The sequence below is a fragment of the Micromonospora sp. WMMD1128 genome (genome assembly GCF_027497235.1).
In the GTDB taxonomy this organism is placed as follows: domain Bacteria; phylum Actinomycetota; class Actinomycetes; order Mycobacteriales; family Micromonosporaceae; genus Micromonospora.
The window spans coordinates 852,881-869,023 of the sequence record NZ_CP114902.1 but is presented as its reverse complement, the minus strand read 5'-3'; the positions used below and the strand labels follow the sequence as shown (position 1 = coordinate 869,023).

14 protein-coding genes and 1 pseudogene are annotated in these 16,143 nt (G+C 73.1%); 2 read left to right on the top strand and 13 right to left on the bottom strand.

What is annotated here, in order from left to right; all coding sequences use genetic code 11:
* Window positions 1–3: 3 nt before the first annotated feature.
* From O7602_RS04250 to O7602_RS04235, 4 genes are all read right to left on the bottom strand, one after another.
* On the bottom strand, window positions 4–231 hold the full coding sequence (locus O7602_RS04250) for a F0F1 ATP synthase subunit C (RefSeq protein ID WP_091318740.1): 228 nt from the start codon (window positions 229–231) through the stop codon (window positions 4–6).
* 68 nt (window positions 232–299) lie between these two features.
* Window positions 300–1,097, bottom strand: coding sequence for a F0F1 ATP synthase subunit A (gene atpB / locus O7602_RS04245; RefSeq protein ID WP_281586917.1), 798 nt, complete (start codon window positions 1,095–1,097; stop codon window positions 300–302).
* A gap of 11 nt (window positions 1,098–1,108) precedes the next feature.
* A complete protein-coding gene (locus tag O7602_RS04240; RefSeq protein ID WP_181570036.1) occupies window positions 1,109–1,345 on the bottom strand; it encodes an AtpZ/AtpI family protein in 237 nt (78 codons plus the stop codon).
* Window positions 1,346–1,519: 174 nt separating this feature from the next.
* Window positions 1,520–1,951: a hypothetical protein gene (locus tag O7602_RS04235; RefSeq protein WP_281586916.1), complete on the bottom strand. Its 432-nt coding sequence runs from the start codon at window positions 1,949–1,951 to the stop codon at window positions 1,520–1,522.
* An 87-nt stretch (window positions 1,952–2,038) separates the two neighbouring features.
* Between O7602_RS04235 and O7602_RS04230 the strand changes: the two genes are divergently transcribed.
* A complete protein-coding gene (locus O7602_RS04230; RefSeq protein WP_281586915.1) occupies window positions 2,039–3,505 on the top strand; it encodes an SDR family oxidoreductase in 1,467 nt (488 codons plus the stop codon).
* A gap of 52 nt (window positions 3,506–3,557) precedes the next feature.
* Here O7602_RS04230 and O7602_RS04225 read toward each other — a convergent pair whose 3' ends face one another.
* The 4 genes and pseudogenes from O7602_RS04225 to prmC form a co-directional block, all read right to left on the bottom strand.
* On the bottom strand, window positions 3,558–5,669 hold the full coding sequence (locus O7602_RS04225; RefSeq protein ID WP_281586914.1) for a transglycosylase domain-containing protein: 2,112 nt from the start codon (window positions 5,667–5,669) through the stop codon (window positions 3,558–3,560).
* Window positions 5,670–5,790: 121 nt separating this feature from the next.
* On the bottom strand, window positions 5,791–6,399 hold the full coding sequence (locus O7602_RS04220) for a phosphotyrosine protein phosphatase (protein WP_281586913.1): 609 nt from the start codon (window positions 6,397–6,399) through the stop codon (window positions 5,791–5,793).
* Window positions 6,400–7,053: pseudogene (locus O7602_RS04215) on the bottom strand (L-threonylcarbamoyladenylate synthase); the annotation flags it as partial. It lies immediately after the preceding gene.
* Window positions 7,044–7,991: a peptide chain release factor N(5)-glutamine methyltransferase gene (gene prmC, locus O7602_RS04210; RefSeq protein ID WP_281586912.1), complete on the bottom strand. Its 948-nt coding sequence runs from the start codon at window positions 7,989–7,991 to the stop codon at window positions 7,044–7,046. The gene prmC and the pseudogene O7602_RS04215, both read right to left, overlap by 10 nt.
* Before the next feature lie 73 nt (window positions 7,992–8,064).
* Between prmC and O7602_RS04205 the strand changes: the two genes are divergently transcribed.
* Complete coding sequence (locus tag O7602_RS04205) at window positions 8,065–9,618, top strand: GGDEF domain-containing protein (protein ID WP_281586911.1); 1,554 nt, start codon at window positions 8,065–8,067, stop codon at window positions 9,616–9,618.
* A gap of 70 nt (window positions 9,619–9,688) precedes the next feature.
* Here O7602_RS04205 and prfA read toward each other — a convergent pair whose 3' ends face one another.
* The 5 genes from prfA to O7602_RS04180 form a co-directional block, all read right to left on the bottom strand.
* Window positions 9,689–10,777: a peptide chain release factor 1 gene (prfA, locus tag O7602_RS04200; RefSeq protein WP_281586910.1), complete on the bottom strand. Its 1,089-nt coding sequence runs from the start codon at window positions 10,775–10,777 to the stop codon at window positions 9,689–9,691.
* Window positions 10,778–10,910: 133 nt separating this feature from the next.
* Entirely contained in the window at window positions 10,911–11,135 is a 225-nt protein-coding gene (rpmE, locus tag O7602_RS04195) for a 50S ribosomal protein L31 (RefSeq protein ID WP_073828674.1), read from the bottom strand.
* Between the two features lie 265 nt (window positions 11,136–11,400).
* Entirely contained in the window at window positions 11,401–13,596 is a 2,196-nt protein-coding gene (gene rho / locus O7602_RS04190) for a transcription termination factor Rho (protein ID WP_281586909.1), read from the bottom strand.
* Between the two features lie 339 nt (window positions 13,597–13,935).
* The gene (gene thrB / locus O7602_RS04185; protein WP_281586908.1) at window positions 13,936–14,838 is read right to left on the bottom strand and encodes a homoserine kinase; all 903 of its coding nucleotides are present in this window, start codon (window positions 14,836–14,838) and stop codon (window positions 13,936–13,938) included.
* 65 nt (window positions 14,839–14,903) lie between these two features.
* On the bottom strand, window positions 14,904–16,136 hold the full coding sequence (locus tag O7602_RS04180; protein WP_281586907.1) for an MFS transporter: 1,233 nt from the start codon (window positions 16,134–16,136) through the stop codon (window positions 14,904–14,906).
* Between the last annotated feature and the right edge of the window lie 7 nt (window positions 16,137–16,143).

Here is a 16,143-nt window from a genome sequence, read left to right as displayed (position 1 = left end):
GGGTCAGCCGGCCCAGATGAAGCCGAAGGCGATGCCCAGCAGTGCCAGCGCCTCGATGACGGCGAAGCCGATCCAGACGTAGGGGAGGGTCATCCGGGACGACTCCGGCTGGCGGGCGGTCGACTGGATGTAGGCCGAGAAGACCAGGCCCACGCCGATGCCCGGGCCGATGGCGGCCAGGCCGTAACCGATGGCAGCGGTGCTGCCCGTTACCTCGGCAAGGATGCTCATTACGGTTCCTCCTGGTTATCACACGTGACGGTCACGCGGGACGACAACGGTTGGTGCGAAAGATCGGATCAGTGCTCGTCGGCGAGGGCGCCCTGCACGTAGCTGGCGGTCAGCACCGTGAAGACGTACGCCTGCAGACAGATCACCAGGAACTCGAGGAAGGTCAGCGCGATCGTCATCACCCAGGACAGCACCGACACCGGCGCGAGCCAGACGTTGGCGCTGATCATCGCGAATCCGCCGAGCGTGAAGACCAGCAGGAGCATGTGGCCGGCGAACATGTTGGCGAAGAGACGGACCGCGAGCGAGAAGGGCCGGACCAGGAAGGTCGAGAAGAACTCGATCGGGATCAGCAGCGGCAGGATGTACCACGGCGCCGGCGGGACCAGAGAGTTCTTGAAGTACTTCGCGAAGCCGTGGTGCCGGATGCCGACGTAGTTGAACATCACGTAGCTGATCACGGCGAGGAAGGCCGGGAACGCGATGTGCGAGTTCGGCGAGATCTGGAAGAACGGCACGATCGCGAAGAAGTTCGTCAGCAGGATGAAGCAGAAGAGCGTGGTGAAGTAGGGAGCGAACCGCACCCCCGCGTGCCCGATCATGTCCACCGCGATGTTGTTGCGCACGAAGCCGTAGATCGACTCGGCGAACCACTGCTTCTTGGTGGGGACCAGCTGCGGGTTCCGGTAGCTGACCAGGAAGAAAATGATCAAGATGCCGACGGCGACCCACACCATCGCCGTGATCTTGGTGAACCAGTACGAGTTCTCCGCACCCCAGGGCAGGATGCTGGGCAGGTAGAAGTCCCCCACCTTCGGCGGGAATTCCGCCTGGCCCTGAGCCAGGACGTTCGCCTGTCCGAACACCGCGTCCCTTCCTAAGTAGGCGTGCCCAGCCGGCGGACGACCAGGATGATGCCCCCGGCCATGCCGAGCACGACCCCGATGCCGGTGGCGACGCCGCCGGTATCGAGCCAACGGTCGACCAGCCAGCCGATGAAACCCCAGACGAGCATGCCCCCGATGAGGTATGAGAGCGCGGTCCAACCCTGACCGGCACCGGACGGAACGTCGCCCGGGCCGCCAGTGTTGGGGGGTTTCTGGTCACCGGCCATGACGGGGCGAACGATATCAGTCGAGCAGAAGAGGTTGTGCCTCACCCCCCGCACAACCTGGTTGTGTGGGACACGGGCGGGCGAAGTCGTCTGGAGGCACGGTACTCCTCCCCCGCCACTGAGAGAATGACCGATCGCGGACACGTCGGCGCGTCGCCCGAAAAAGGAGACGCGTCAGCCCGCCGTCCGTCGCGCGTGGACGGTGGCCAGCCACCAGATGTGCGCCCCGGTCCACACCACCACGCCCGCCGCGATGCCCAGGCAGAACGGGATCAGCCCCGGCCAACCGGTCGAGGCGACGAGCACCATCACCCCGCCGAGCGCGGTCATCTTCGCGATGTAGAGGCCCAGCCCGAACGGCAGCACGAGCTGCGGATCCCGGGCGTCGGCCCAGGCCAGCACCACGGTGGTGAGCGTGTAGCTGGCCGCCGTGACGGCCACCCCGGCCGCCGCGCCGAGCGCGCCGTCCGCGCCGCGCCACACCCCGCCGGCCACCGCCGCCACCGCCGCCATGACCGCCACCGCGGCCAGCAGCACGGGCAGATGGCGCAGCCGCCAGCCGCGGTCCGCGGTCGCCTCCGCCGCGCGCGCCGCCGGCTCAGCCACGGGGGTACGCCGGGAACACCGTGATCATTTGCAGCTCCCTCGCGTTCTCCACAGCGAAGGAGTCTACGGAGCCGCACACTGGAGGCCGTGAGATGCCTCGTCACCGGCGCCACCGGCTACATCGGCGGACGCCTCGCGCCCCGGCTGCTGGCCGACGGGCACACCGTGCGCTGCCTGGCCCGCACGGCCGGGCGGCTGCGCGACGTGCCCTGGGCCGCCGACGCCGAGATCGTCGAGGGCGACCTGCGCCGGCCGGAGACGCTGCCGGGAGCGTTCGAGGGCGTGGAGGTCGCCTACTACCTGGTCCACTCGCTGGGGCAGCGCGACTTCGAGGCGGCCGACCGGGCGGCGGCGACCAACTTCGCCGAGGCGGCGCGCGCCGCGGGCGTACGCCGGATCGTCTACCTCGGTGGGCCGGAGCCGGCGGAACGGGAGGGATTGCCCTCGGCGCACCTGCGCTCCCGGGCGGAGGTGGCCCGGATCCTGCTCGACAGCGGCGTGCCGACCGCCGTGCTGCGCGCCGCGGTGATCATCGGGTCCGGCTCGGCCTCGTTCGAGATGCTGCGCCACCTGACCGAGCGGCTGCCGGCGATGGTCACCCCGCGTTGGGTACGCAACCGGATCCAGCCGATCGCGGTCCGCGACGTGCTGCGCTACCTGGCCGGCGCCGCGCACCTGCCGGCCGAGGTGAACCGCGGGTTCGACATCGCCGGCCCGGACGTGCTGACGTTCGCGCAGATGATGCAGCGCTACGCCCGGGTGGCCGGGCTGCGGCCACGGCTCATCCTGCCGGTGCGCCCGCTCACCCCCGGCCTCTCCTCGCACTGGGTCGGCCTGATCACCCCGGTGCCCAACAAGATCGCCCGGCCGCTGGTGGAGAGCCTGGTGCACGAGGCGGTCGCGCACGAACACGACATCGCCCGCTGGGTGCCCGACCCGCCGGACGGGCTGACCGGCTTCGACCAGGCGGTCGGCCTGGCGTTGGCCAAGGTGCGCGACGCCCAGGTGGAGACGCGCTGGTCGAACGCGAGCGGCCCGGACGCGCCGGCCGACCCGCTGCCGTCGGACCCGGACTGGTCCGGCGGCACCGCCTACACCGACCTGCGGGAACAGGCCGTGAGCGCGCCGCCGGCCGCGTTGTGGCGGGTCATCGAGGGCGTCGGTGGCGAGCACGGCTGGTATTCGTTCCCCCTGGCCTGGTCGGTGCGCGGGTGGCTGGACCGGCTGGTCGGCGGCGTCGGGCTGCGCCGCGGCCGACGCGACCCGCACCGGCTCCAGGTCGGCGAGGCGCTCGACTTCTGGCGGGTCGAGGAGATCGTCCCCGGTGAGCTGCTGCGGTTGCGCGCCGAGATGCGGCTGCCCGGCCGGGCCTGGCTGGAGATGCGGGCCGAGCCGACCGACGACGGGCACAGCCGCTACGTCCAGCGCGCCGTCTTCCTTCCGCAGGGCCTGCCCGGCCATCTCTACTGGGCCTCGGTCGCCCCGTTCCACGCCGTCGTCTTCGGCGGCATGGCCCGCAACATCGCCCGCGGCGCCGAGCACCCCACCGGTTAGGCGGGGGCCCCTGTTATCGCCCAGGCGATAGGAGGGGGCCCCGCCAATCACCTCAGTTGTTGGTGCGGGGGCTGGTGCGCTGGAAGGCGACGGACTCGCTCGGCGGGACGAAGTCCCGGACCGGCTGGTCGCGCAGCGCCCAGGCGAGGATGCGGCCCACGGCGGCGATCTGCCGCTTCTGCACGCCGCCGCCGACCGCGTCCCGCGGGTCGTCCGGGTTCGCCGCGATTGTCGCCACGGCGAGCTGCGGGGTGAACGCGACCACGGTCTCCGTGGCGTTCCGCTCCGAGCTGCCGGTCTTGCCGGCCAACGGCCGGCGCAGGCCCGGCGCCAGTTCCTCGGCCGTGCCACCGGCGCACCGCCGGTACATCGACTGGTCGCCCACCGGGCAGCGGCTGGCGTCGGCCGCCGCGCGGGCCACCTCGGTGTCCAGCACCTGCCGGCAGTCGGTGTCGCCGGTGGCCACCCGCCGGCCGCTCGCGTCGGTGATCGAGGTCACCGGGGTGGGCCGGCACCAGATGCCCTCGGCGGCCACCGTGGCGTACGCGTTGGCCAGGTCCAACGGCGTGGTGGCGGAGACCCCGAGGGTGAACGGCCCCCAGCTCGCCGCTCCGTCGCGGGCCATCCGGGCGTCCTGCGGCGCGCGGAACTCGATACCGAGCCGCTCGGCCATCTCGACCACCCGGTCCGCGCCGACCCGCTCGGTCAGCCAGGCGAAGTAGGTGTTCACCGAACGGCCGAACGCGTCCCACATGTCCCGGTCGCCGTCCATCCAGGCCGTGTTCGCGTTCGCCGGGCACCACCGGCCCCCGCAGCTGGCCGGGCCGCCGTCGATCGGGTACTTGGTGACGTAGACCCGGGGCGCGTCGAACTCGGTGTCCAGCGGCAGCCCGGCCTCCAGCGCGGCCAGCAGGGCGAACAGCTTGAACGTGGAGCCGGCCTGGTAGCCGACGATGTCACCGCCCCCGGCCACGAGTTGGTTCACCGTGTTCGGGTAGTTCTGCTGCCCGGCCGGGTTCGCGGCGGTGCCGAAGCCGCGGTTCACCGCCATGGCCAGCACCCGGCCGGTGCCCGGCTGCACCACCGCCGTCGGGGCGGCCCGCTGGGTCGTCTCCGGATAGATCTCCCGCACCTGCTCGCTCGCCTTGGCCTGCACGTCCGGGTCGAGCGAGGAGACGATCGACCAGCCGCCCCGGCGCAGCGTGCGCTGTCGCTCGTCCGCGGTCTGCCCGAACGCCGGCTGGGCGTTCCACCACTTGGTGAACCAGTCGCAGAAGAAGCCCCAGTCGTTGTGGCCGGCAGGCACCGCGGCGCAGTCGTTCGGGGTGGCGCTCGCGTTCAGAGCCAGCGGTGAGCCCTTGGCCGCCGCCGCGTCCGCGGCGCTCACCCGGCCGGTCTCCGCCATCCGGTCCAGCACGTACGCCCGGCGGTCCAGCGCCGCGTCGGCGTCGCCGTTGATCGGGTCGTCGTGGTCCGGCGCCCGCACCAGGCCGGCGAGCAGGGCGGCCTGAGCCAGCGTCAGCCGGTCCGGGGTGGTGGAGAAGTAACGCTTGCTGGCGGCGGCGATGCCGTACGCGCCGGCGCCGAAGTACGCGATGTTCAGGTAGCGCCCGAGGATCTCGTCCTTGCCGACCTGCCGTTCCAGCGTCAGCGCGTACCGCATCTCGCGGATCTTGCGGCCGGCGGTGATCTCGGTGGCCGCGGCCCGCTCCCGCTCGGTCAGCCGGGGATCACCGGCGAGCGCGTTGCGCACGTACTGCATGGTCAGCGTGGAGGCGCCCTGCCGGGTGCCCTCCTTGCGGTTGGCCGTCAACGCCCGCACCACGCCCCGCACGTCGACGCCGTGGTGCTCGTAGAAGCGCACGTCCTCGGCGGCCACGATGGCGTCCCGCATCACCGGCGCCACCTCGCCGACCGGCACGTCCACCCGGTCCTCGACGTAGAACGAGGTGATGAGCGTGTGGCCGTCGTTGGCGTAGAGGTTGGAGCGCTGCGCCGGCTGCGGCGCCCGCAGCGCCTCCGGCAACTCGGTGTACGGCATCAGGTTCTGCACGCCCAGCCCGAAGACCAGCGCGGCCGGCAGCGCGGCGGCGGCCAGGGCCAGTCCGGCGAGCACGCCGGCGAGCAGGACGGTGAACAGCTTGTCGAGATGGGCCCGGTTCATCAGCTCTCCCCGCAGGAGCCGGCCGTACGGACCCGTTCAGAATGGCCGGATTCGCCGTTTTCGCCGCCGTGTTCGGCGAAAGGCGCAGGAAGTTCGCGAGAAAGGATGAATTCTCGGGCCGTCAGGGCAGCAGCGCGGCGGCCAGCGGCTGGACCGTCTCCTCGATCTCGTCGGCCACCCGGCTGAAACACTGATCGCCCCGGCCCCACGGATCGTCGAGATCATCGGTGGGCAGGGCGGCGCCCTCCCGGGCCGCGTCGGCCGCCGCCACGAGCGCGACGCCCCGGGCGTGCACAGCGTCCGGCGTGGGCGCCGCCGACGGCAGCGCGGACCGGTCCAGCGCACCCAGCAGCCGGCCGAACTCACCGAGCACGAACGTGCGTCCGGCCGCGTCCGGCCGCAGCGCCACCACGTACTCCTGCTGGTCGGCCGTCGCGGTGAGGACCAGATCGGCGCCGTCGATCAGGTCCGAGCGCAACCGGCGCGCGGCGAACCCGGCGACGTCACCGCCCCGCGCGATCACCTGCCGCGCGGCCGGCGGGTTCATCTCCTCACCGGCGTGCCACCCGCCGGTGCCGGCGCTGTGGCTGTGCACGAGCGCGTCCGAGTCGGCCGGATCGACGTCGAGCCGGGCCAGCCGCTCCCGGACGGCGAGCAGCAGCAGCCGCTCGGCCATCGGCGACCGGCAGATGTTGCCCATGCAGACGTGCAGAACGGTGAACGGCGGCACTCAGGCCCCCCGCTCGTCGAGAATGTCCGGCACCACGTCACGCAGCTTCGCCAGCGTGACCGCGCCCTGGCGCAGCACCCGCGGCACCTCGCCGGTCAGGTCGACGATGGTGCTTGGCACCGGGTCGACCGCCGGCCCCGCCTCCAGATAGGCCCGCACGCCGTAGCCGAGCTGGTCCCGGGCCTCCTCGGCGGTGAGCGCGGCGGGCTGGCCGACCTTGTTGGCCGAGGCCACCGCCATCGGCCCGGTCTCCCGCAGCACCTCGAGCGCGACCGGGTGCAGCGGCATCCGCACCGCCACCGTGCCGCTGGTGTCGCCCAGGTCCCACGCCAGGCTCGGCGAATGCTCCACCACGATGGTCAACGCGCCCGGCCAGAACGCCTCGACCAGGTCACGTGCCGCGCCCGGCAGCGAGAAGACCAGGCCGTCGAGGGTGTGCCGGGAGCCGATCAGCACCGGGGGCGCCTGCCGTGTGCCACCCTTGGTGTCCGCCAGGGCCTTCACCGCGTACGGCGTGAAGGCGTCCGCCCCGACGCCGTAGACCGTGTCGGTCGGCAGGACGACGAGTTCGCCGTTCTTGACGGCCTCGATGGCAGCGGCGATGCCGCGGTCCCGGTCGGCGGGCGACCGACAGTCGTAGAGCATCACGAGGAGTCAGTCTGCCACGCCGCGCCCCCGTCGGCGTGGGTGCCGTCCGCCCGCCGGGACGCGGTCGCCCACCGGGGCCGCCCGGCGAGGTCCCGGTGCTCCGCCACGCTCTCGTACCGGCCGTCTCGGTCCAGCAGGGCCGGCACCGCCGCCGCGTGCGTGTCGTCGTGCTCCACGCCGATCAGCCCACCCGGGCGCAGCAGCGCCGCCGCCCGGGCCACCACCGGCCGGATCACGTCCAGACCGTCCGCGCCGCCGAACACCGCCTCGTCCGGGTCGTGCCCGGCCACCTCCGGCGGCACCGCCACCGACCGCGGCACGTACGGCGGGTTGCAGAGCAGCACGTCGACCCGGCCGGCCAGGTCGGCCAGCAGCTCCGGGCCGGTGACGTCGGCGGCCACCACCTCGACCGGCCGGTCCCCCGCGGCCACCCGCCCGGCGGCGTTGCGCCGCAGCCAGGCCAGCGCGGCCGGGGACCGTTCCACGGCCACCACCCGCGCCGACGGCACCTCCTGCGCGACCGCGAGCGCGATCGCACCGGAGCCGCTGCACAAATCGACCACGAGCGGCGCGGCGAGCCGCCGGGCCGCGTCGATCCCCCAGCCGGCCAGCAGCTCGGTCTCCGGCCGCGGCACGAACACCCCCGGGCCGACCGCCAGCTCCAGGTGCCGGAAGCCGGCCACGCCGGTGAGGTGCTGCAACGGCTCCCGGGCCGCCCGCCGGTCGACCAGCGCGTCCAGGCGGTCGCGCTGGGTCGCGGTGAACCCGTCGGCCAGCGCCAGCCGCCCGCGCGGCACCTCCAACACGTACGCGGCCAACTGCTCGGCCTCCGCCCGGGGCGCCTCGACACCGGCCGCGGCAAGCGCCCGGGCCACCCGGGCGACGACCAGCGAGACCCGTTCGCGTTCTGTCCCTTCGGACGGGTGTTGCGGGAGTGTGCTCACGCAATAATCATGAGGCGTCGCGGTTCGCCACACGAACGGGTGCGTCCGGGCGCACACGGCAGGGAGGTCGCGAGTGGGCTGGCTCGACCAGGTCGAGGACCAGGTTGACGCCCTCCGAAGCGCGCGGGCGTTGCAGGAGGTCAGCCGTTCCGCTGAGGCATGCGTCCTGCTCGACCGCGTGATCCGCACCACCGACGACCCGTACGCCCGCGCCGACGCCCTCGTGCAGCGCCTGTCCGCGCTGCTCAATCTCGGGCGGACCGCCGAGTTCACCCGGGCCGTCGAGGACGCCTCCGCCGCCGTACGTGACCTGGCCGAGCCCTACCTGCACGGGCACCTCAACGCGCTGGCCGCGCTCGCCGCCCACCACCAGGGCGCGCTCGACAGGTGTGTCACGCACCTGGTCCGGGCCGCCCGCGCGCTGAGCGCCGACGACACCCCCGACCGGGACACCGCCTGGGGCTGGCACGACCTGGCGATGGCCTACTCCTACCTCAGCTTCCACGGCCACGCGCTCGGCGCGATCGAACGGGCCCGCGAGGTCGGGCTCAGCGCGGGCATCCCGGAGGAGACATTCGCCGCGCCGGGCATCCGGCTGCGCAACGCGGTGGCCCTGGACCACAACGGCGACAGCGACGGCTGCCTGCGGGTGCTGCGCGACGTGGCCGGCGACCTGGCCCGGTTCCTGCGCGGCGGGCGGGCCGGCAACCTGCGGCCCAGCAGCCTGGCCGCCTACGGGTACGCCGCCGCCCGGCGGGCCGCGCTCGGCGACCGGGTGGAGTCCGCCGGCGACGCCGACCCGAACCGGCTGCTCGGCCACGGCGGGGACAGCGCCCGCGCCCGCGACCTGCGCCAGCTCGGCCACGTCTGCCTGGCGGTCGCCGCCGGGCGGCCGATCGAGGCGGTCACCCGGCTGGACGCGATCCGGGTCTCCGACGAGACGCTCGGCGCCGCCGAGTCACCCCGGCTGCGCAGCATCGCGTTGGCCCGGGCCGGCGACCACGCCGGCGCGCACCGCGCGGACCGGCACGCGTTCCGGCTGGCTGCGCGGCGCAGCGACCGCCTGCGGGACGTCTACATCGACGGCATCGCCGCCCGGATCGACCACGAGGAGATGCGCCGCGAGGCCGCCCGCTACGAGGGCGAGGCACTTACCGACCCGCTCACCGGGCTGCCGAACCGGCGCCGGCTGGAACGCTACCTCGGCGCGGTGGTGTCCCGGGGCGAGCGGGTGGTGATCGGCGTCTGCGACCTCGACGGGTTCAAGGCGGTGAACACCCGGCACGGCCACCACTCGGGCGACCTGGTGCTGCAACGGGTGGCCGGCGTGATCAACCGGGTGATGCGACGGGGTGACTTCGTGTCGCGCTACGGCGGCGACGAGTTCGTCGTGGTGCTGCCGGACACCGGCATGTCGGAGGCGGTCGAGGTGGCCCGGCGGATCGAGGCGGCCGTCCGCACCGAGGACTGGGACACCCTGGTCCCGGGCACCCCGGTCGGGGTGACCATCGGCTTCGCCGAGGTCGACGGCAGCACCACGATCAGCGTCCGGGAGGCGCTCGGCGCCGCGTTCGAGCTGGCCGACCGGGAGATGCTCCGCGCCAAGGACCGCCTCCGCGCCAGCTGAGGGTGTAAGGCGGGGCCCCCGCTTAACGTTTCCGGTATAGGCGGGGCCCCCGCTTAACACCCCGCAGCGCTCAGCGGCGGGCCAGCTCGGTCTCGCCGGCCAGCCGGGCCGCCCGGTCCGCCTCGGCCAGGGCGTCGAGCACCCCGTCCAGCTCACCGGCGAGCGCCAGGTCGAGGTTGTACGCGGTGTAGCCGATCCGGTGGTCCGTGATCCGGTTCTGCGGGAAGTTGTAGGTGCGGATCCGTTCCGACCGGTCCACCGTGCGGACCTGGGCCTTGCGCGCGTCCGAGGCGGCGGCGTCGGCCTGCTCCTGGGCCGCGGCGAGCAACCGGGCGCGCAGGATCCGCATCGCCTGCTCGCGATTCTGGAGCTGAGACTTCTCGTTCTGACAGGACACCACGATGCCGGTCGGCACATGCGTGATACGGACCGCCGAGTCGGTGGTGTTCACCGACTGGCCGCCGGGGCCGGACGAGCGGAACACGTCGATCCGCAGCTCGTTCGGGTCGATCGTGACGTCCACGTCCTCCGCCTCGGGCAGCACCAGCACGCCGGCCGCGCTGGTGTGGATCCGGCCCTGCGACTCGGTGACCGGGACGCGCTGCACCCGGTGTACGCCGCCCTCCCACTTGAGCCGCGACCAGACGCCGTTGCCGCCGTCGGGCACGCCCTTCGTCTTGATCGCCAGCGAGACGTCCTTCACGCCGCCGAGGTCGGAGTCCTGGGCGTCGATCACCTCGGTGACCCAGCCCCGCCGCTCGGCGTACCTGGTGTACATCCGCAGCAGGTCGCCGGCGAACAACGCCGACTCCTCGCCGCCCTCGCCGGCCTTGATCTCGACGATCACATCCTTGGCGTCGTGCGGGTCGCGCGGGATCAGCAGCTCGGCGAGGCGCTCCTCCAACGCCGGCAGCGAGGCCGCGATGGTGTCCGCCTCGCCGGCGAACGCCGCGTCCTCGGCGGCGAGTTCGCGGGCGGCGACCAGGTCGGCCCGGGCCTGCGCCAACTCGCCGGCCGCCTTGTGCAGCGGGACCAGTTCGGCGTACCGCCGGCCGACCCGCCGGGCGGTGCCCTGGTCGGAGTGCAGGGCCGGGTCGGCGAGCCGCTTCTCCAGCTCGGCGTACTCGTCGAGGAGGGCGGCCAGGCGCTCACTGCTCATGCTGCGGATGCTCCTTCGGACGAACGACGACACCGGCGACATTCGGCGACACCGGCGACAGCCAGCGACACCGGCGGAAAACGGACGAACGCCCGTGCCCGGCCGGAGCCGGACACGGGCGTCGTCGGTGGAGCTACTTGGCCTTCTTGGCCTGAACCTTGGCGTACTTCTGCTGGAACTTCGCGACCCGACCGGCGGTGTCCAGCACGCGCTGCTTACCGGTGTAGAACGGGTGGCAGGCGCTGCAGGTCTCGACGCTGATGGCGCCGCCCTTGGCGGTGCTGCGGGTCGTGAACGTGTTGCCGCAGGAGCAACGGACCTCGGTGGTCGCGTACTCCGGGTGGATGTTGGGCTTCATGTCGCCTCGGTCCTTTCGTGGGTGGTCGCCGGGTCGCCGTCGGTGTTCCCGTCGTCGCGACGGGCTCGGGCGTGAACCGGAACCGGTGGCCGATTGACCAGTGTGCCATGGGCGTCGGCCGGCCGGCACAGCAGGTCCGCCCGCCACAACGCCCGCCCGTACTCCCGCATTCCCACCCCGTCCCCGCCCACTCCCCCACCCGCTGGCCGGTATGTGACGAGGGGCACGGCCGTCGGCCGTGCCCCTCGTCAGCGAACCTGTCAGCTCACTCGCCCGGCGTGGACTTCGCGATCTGCATCAGGAACTCGATGTTGGTACGCGACTGCTTGAGCCGGTCCAGCAGGAGGTCGAGCGCCGCCTGCGAGTCCAGCGAGTGCAGCACCTTGCGGAGCTTGTGGATGATCACCAGCTCCTCCGGCGCCAGGAGGACCTCCTCCTTGCGGGTGCCGGTGGGGTTGATGTCGATCGCCGGGAAGACGCGCTTGTCCGCGATCTTCCGGTCCAACTTCAGCTCCGCGTTGCCGGTGCCCTTGAACTCCTCGAAGATGACCGTGTCCGCCATCGAACCGGTCTCCACGAGCGCGGTGGCGATGATGGTCAGCGAGCCACCGTTCTCGATGTTGCGGGCCGCGCCGAGGAAGCGCTTCGGCGGGTAGAGCGCGGTGGAGTCGATACCACCCGACATGATCCGGCCGCTGGCCGGTGCCGCCAGGTTGTACGACCGCCCGAGCCGCGTCACCGAGTCGAGCAGGACGACCACGTCGTGCCCCAGCTCGACCAGCCGCTTCGCCCGCTCGATGGCCAGCTCGGCCACCGTGGTGTGGTCCTGCGGCGGACGGTCGAACGTGGCCGCGATGACCTCGCCCTTGATCGACCGCTGCATGTCGGTGACCTCTTCGGGCCGCTCGTCCACCAGCACCACCATCAGGTGGCACTCCGGGTTGTTGCGGGTGATCGCGTTCGCGATCGCCTGCAACACCATCGTCTTACCCGCCTTCGGCGGCGACTGGATGAGCGCCCGCTGCCCCTTGCCGATCGGCATCACCAGGTCGATGACCCGGGTGGTCAGGATGTGCGGCTCGGTCTCCAGGCGCAGTCGCTCCTGCGGATAGAGCGGGGTGAGCTTGTAGAACTCCGGCCGGCGCTTCGCCTCGTCCGGCTCCATGCCGTTGATGGTGTCCAGCCGGACCAGCGGGTTGTACTTGTCCCGCCGCTGCTCGCCGTCGCGGGCCGCCCGCACCGCGCCGGTGATGGCGTCACCGCGGCGCAGGCCGTACTTCTTGATCTGGGACATCGAGACGTACACGTCGTTCGGGCCGGCCAGGTAGCCGGTGGTCCGGACGAAGGCATAGTTGTCGAGCACGTCGATGATGCCGGCGACCGGGACGAGCACGTCGTCCTCACTCACCTGCGGCTCGCGGCCACCGCCACCGCCGTCGCCGTCGCCCCGCTCGCCCCGGCCACGCCGACGGTCCCGGAACCGGCTGCGCCGCCCCCGCCGGCCGCCGCCCTCGTCATCGTCATCGTCACGGTTGTCACGCTCGGCGCGCGGACCCCGGTCGTTGCGGTCGCCCCGGTCGTTACGGTCCCCGCGATCGTTGCGGTCACCCCGGTCGTTGCGGTCACCGCGGTCGTTCCGGTCGTTGCGGTCGCCCCGCTCGGCGCGCTCGCCCCGGTCGTTACGCTCGCCCCGCTCGGCACGGTCACCCCGGTCGTTGCGGTCACCCCGGTCGTTGCGGTCACCCCGGTCGTTGCGGTCACCCCGGTCGTTGCGGTCACCCCGGTCGTTGCGGTCACCGCGGTCGCCCCGCTCGGCGCGCTCGCTCCGGTCGTTGCGGTCGCCGCCGCGCTCGGCACGCTCGCGGCCCCGGCCGTCGTTGCGCTCGCCGCGCTCAGCACGGTCGCCGCCGCCTTCGGCACGCTCGCCGCCGCGCTCAGCACGGTCACCGCCGCGCTCAGCACGCTCGCCGCCGCGCTCGACCCGGTCACGCTCGACCCGGTCGCCGGTCTCGACGGGAGCCTCCTCGGCCCGCGTCTCGGCCGGCCGCGGCGCCTCGGCGGTCACGGCGGTGGCCCGGCTCCGGCGGCCCCGGGTACGACCCTCGGTCGCCTCAGCGACCGGCGCCTGTTCGGCGGGACGACGCTCGCCCTCGGCCCGCTCCTGGTGGACCTCGGCGTGCACCTCCTCGCGGGCGGGGGCGGTCGCGGCCGCGACCTCGGCCCGTGGTCGAGGGGTTCCGGCGGCGGCGCCGCCCTGCCGCTCGGTGATCGCACTGATCAGCTCGCCCTTGCGCATGCGAGCCGTACCGGAGATGCCGAGCGACGCGGCCAGGCTCTGGAGCTCCGGCAGCAGCATCGCCGACAGGCCGGTGCCGCTACGCCGACGGCGCGTGGGAGCGGCGGTGGTGGCATCGCCAGCGACGTTGGAAACATCCGACGTCACGTCGGTGGTGTCGCTCAATGGATTCCTTCCCTCGATAGGCCGGGGCTGCCCGGAGTCGTGGAACCAGGTGGCCGGGCGGCCTCGGTGCACCCGCCTCGCATGGACGCGTCGCGGGAGTCTGTAACACAGCAGCCGGTCGGTTTCCCGACTCACCACCATCGGTGAGCAGGTCTCGCCGCCTGCGGCGACCTGTGGAAACTGCGGTGCGGCGTGGGCCTTGGGCAGGGGTGACGGGCTGACCGCCGAGAGCTTCGGGGGTGCGCCGAACCGCAGGAAGATCGCATGCTTCGCGGCTGTGCTCGGTCTAGAGCGTAATCAACTCTTCCGACCTGCGGCAACAGGGTCCCGCTCGGCGTGTCAAAGTGTACCCCGGAAAACCCGGGCTCCGCTGACATCTGTCGGCAACTCCCAACGGCGCCAATCTGTTCCCGCCTCGAACCCGGCCGGCACGTCGGAGAGCGCCAACACGGTCGGACCGGCCCCACTGACCACCGCCGCCACACCGGCCCCACGCAGCTCAGCGACCAGTCGGGCGGTGTCGGGCATGCCCGGCGCCCGCTGCTCCTGGTGCAGACGGTCGACGGTGGCCGGCAGCAACAGCGCCGGATCGGTGGTCAGCGCGTGCACAAGCAACGCGGCCCGGCCCGCGTTGGACGCCGCGTCGGCGTGCGGCACGGTGGCCGGCAGGGCGGCCCGGGCCACCGAGGTCAGCCCCCGCTCCGCCGGCACGAAGACGGTGGGGCGGACGGCAGGCGCCACCGGCAACGACACCGCGCGGGCCCCGGTCGGCTCCGTCCAGGCGATCGTGAAGCCGCCGAGCAGGCACGGCGCCACATTGTCCGGATGACCCTCCAACTCCGCCGCCAGCCGCAGCACGGCCTCGTCGTCCAGCCGCCGCCCGCCGTCGACCACGAGCGCGCGGGCCGCCAGCACCCCGGCCACGATCGCCGCCGAGGACGAACCGAGACCTCGGGCCTGCGGGATCCGGTTGACGCACTCCAGGGCCAGGCCGGCGGGCTGCGCGCCGAGCACGTCGAACGTGGCCCGCATGGCGGTCACGACCAGGTGCCGGTCGTCCGCCGGCAGCTCACCGGCGCCCTCGCCGGTGACCACCACCCGTACGCCGTCATCGGTCACCTCGGCCGTCACGTCGTCGTGACGGCCGAGAGCCAGCCCGAGCGCGTCGAAGCCGGGGCCGAGATTGGCGCTCGTCGCGGGCACCCGGACCCGGACCGGGCCGGGGGCGAAAGTCGTCGGCACCGGCTCATGCTAGGGCCTGACCCCGACAACACCCGCCGGACCGCCCGCAGCGTGGGACCGGCCGGTCAGCCGGCCCGGTCCAGGGCCGGGTCGGTGAGCGAGAGGCGTCGGGTGGCGAACCGCCAACCGACCGCGTAGACGACCGTGACGAGCCCGCAGCCGGCCAGCACGGTGCGCTCGTCCACCCGGTCCACCACGAGCGCCACCACAAGTTGGCTGACCGCGATGGCGAGCGTCGCCAGCATCATGTCGGTCGCGAAGACCCGCCCGCGCAGCCGGTCCGGAACCTCACCCTGAAGGGCGTAGTTGGACAGCACCCAGTTGCTGCCGCCACCCAGGTGGGCCAGGAAAACCAGGACCAGCACCAGCGGAAACCAGGACACCACCGAGGCGCCGAGGTAGGCCAGGCCGTACATCGACATGGACAGCGCCAGGCCGGTGAGCAGCCAGGCCCGGTTGCTGAGCACCCGGCGCATCAGGATCGGGCCGACGAGCGCCCCGGCCCCCCGCGCGGCGAACAGCAGGCCGGCCCCGGCCGGGCCGACCCCGTACACGGCGGCGAGCAGCGGGAACACGGTAAGCACACCGTTGCCCAGACCGACCGCCGACTTCACCGTCACCAGCGCGAGCACACGCGGCCGGTGGGCGATGTAGCCGAGCGCCTCCCGGATCGCCGCCGCGGCACGCGGCGCCGTCGCCGCCGGGTCCCTGGGCGCCTGGAGGGGACGGCGGATCAGCGCGGCCAGCACCGCCGCCCCGACCAGGCCCACGGCGGCCACCCAGAAGCTGGCGTACGGGCCGGCCGCGGCGCTCAGGATGCCGCCGAGCGAGGCGCCGACCACGGTCATCGTGCCCCAGGCCGAGCCGGCGACCGCGTTGGCCGACGCCAGGTCGGCCGGATCGACCACATTGGGCAGGGCGGCCTGGGCGGCCGGCGAGTAGAACGCCTTCGCCACCGCCACGATCGCGATCGACACCAGCGCCAGCCACGCCGTACCGGCGCTCCGGACGCCGAGCAGCAGCAGGATGCCGGCGAGCGCGGCCACATTGGCCGCCATCATGACCCGGCGGCGGTCGAACCGGTCGGCCACGGTGCCGGCGTACGGAAGAAGCAGCGCGGTGGTGCCGGTGTCCACGGCCAGCACCAGCGCTCCCCAGACCCCGCTGCCGGTCAGGGCCGGCAGGAGCACCAGCAGCGGCACCATGACGAACCAGTCGGCGCCGAAGACCACCAGCTCGGCGAGGAACAGGTGCCGGAAGTCACGGTTGCGGACGAGGACCGAGAGGGTGGGTGGCACGCCGGCA